Genomic DNA, 1735 nt, shown 5'->3' on the forward strand with positions numbered 1-1735 from the left:
GGGCGGCCCGGGCCACGCTCTACGAGGTCGTCTGCCAGGACACGAACGAGGAGGAGCGCTCGCGCAGGCGGCGGAGAAGCGATGCTTACGAGCGAACAAGCCATCGTCGCGTATGAGGGGAGCCGCGCGAGCCCCGACCGGCTGACCCGCCGCGCCCACGCGCACTACGAGGGCTACGCGAGGCAGATGCTGCTCGCCTACCGGCACGGCGCCGGGAAGACCCGCCGTGAGCTCCATCGCTCCGTGGAGGGCATCCTGGCGGACGAGCCGGACTGCGAGACGCGGCGCGTGCAGGCGTTCTGTAAGCTCCTCGATGACGCAAGCCAGTTCGACAGCGACCCGACGGGGAGGGCCGCGAAGCTCCGCCTCCAGGTCTTCGAGCTCGCGGCGGAGCGCCACCCGCTCGTCGAGCGGCGCGACCAACTCTTCGAGAACACCGAGGCGGAGGTCAAGGCCCGTATCGCGGAGCAGCTGGGCCGGCCCTGGGACGAGTTCGAGGGCGCCCTGTACGCGGATGTCCTGGACTTCCAGCGCCTGAGGGCCTTTGAGCCAGGCTACCCGGACGCGGCGGCACTCCTCGCCCGCTACAACGTGGCACAGGTCCAGGCCTGCCTCTATCGCGCGGAGCGGGTCGTCGTCACCGCCGAGGCCGACTTCAAGACCATCCTCCGCTACGCCAAACTCGCCCAGCTTCTCCACGACCTCCGGCGCCTCGGCCCATCACGCTATCGCATCGAGCTTTCCGGCCCGGCCTCCGTGCTCCGCGAGACCCGCAGGTACGGCGTGAGCTTCGCGCGGTTCCTCCCCGCGCTCCTCGCGTGTCGCGAGTGGGCATTGGAGGCGAGTGTGCGGACTCCATGGGGCCGCCCTGCGCGCCTGGCGCTCACCAGCCGCGACGGCCTGCACGGCCACCTTCCGTCACCGGAGGAGTTCGACTCGACTCTGGAGGAGAGCTTCGCCGCGAAGTTCGGCGACGCACGGGACGGCTGGAGCCTGCATCGAGAGGCGGAGATCCTCTTCGAGGGCCAGACGGCCTTCGTGCCCGACTTCGCCTTCCGGCACGAGGACGGCACGATGGTGCTCTTCGAGATTGTCGGCTACTGGACGCCTGAGTACCTGGCGAAGAAGCGCGAGACCCTGCGCCTCTTCCGCGACCATCGCATCCTTCTGGCCGTGGCCGAGCGGTGCCTGCGGCCCGGGGCCTCGGTCCCGGAGGACGTGATCGTGTACAAGACAGCCATCCGGCTCGCACCCGTCCTGGCCGCCCTGGAGCGGATCCGGTCGGCGTGCCCCTGAAGCAGGCAATGCAGACAGCCCTTCCCCCACGGACCTGGCGACCCGATCCCGCAAGCGACGCGCTCGACACCATCGCACACACGCTCGACACTACCGCTGAAGAAGAACACCCCGTCTCACAGACAGCACGGCGACAGGCGGAGCGAGGCGGGCCGAGTTCGGGCGGGGCATTCCCCACGTCCAGAGCCAACCCTCCCAGAGTACCAAGAGGCCCAGACTGCCCACGCACTGTAAGCCCGTGGATTCGCGCGGAGCAAGCCCCCGCACTAGCAGGGGCCAGCAAGGGCATAGTCCGACCACACGGCCGCGTGCCCCCGGCGTCGCCCGTCGGCAGCCAGGGGCGGCCCAGGTTGGCCCAGGGGGCGCCCCTTCGCATCCGTTCGGCCAAGGTTCCGGGCGCCGGCAGACAGGCGGCCCCTGGGCCGACATGCGCTTGGCC

Annotated in this window: 1 protein-coding gene; it reads left to right on the forward strand. The window is 70.3% G+C overall.

Features of this window, described 5'->3' with window-relative positions:
* Window positions 1-81 precede the first annotated feature (81 nt).
* Window positions 82-1296 carry a DUF790 family protein gene (locus tag PLE19_24065; GenBank protein ID HPD18023.1) on the forward strand — a complete coding sequence of 405 codons (1215 nt, stop codon included), beginning with the start codon at window positions 82-84 and terminating at the stop codon, window positions 1294-1296.
* The last annotated feature ends 439 nt before the right edge of the window (window positions 1297-1735 follow it).

The organism is Planctomycetota bacterium (genome assembly GCA_035384565.1).
GTDB lineage: Bacteria > Planctomycetota > PUPC01 > DSUN01 > DSUN01 > DAOOIT01.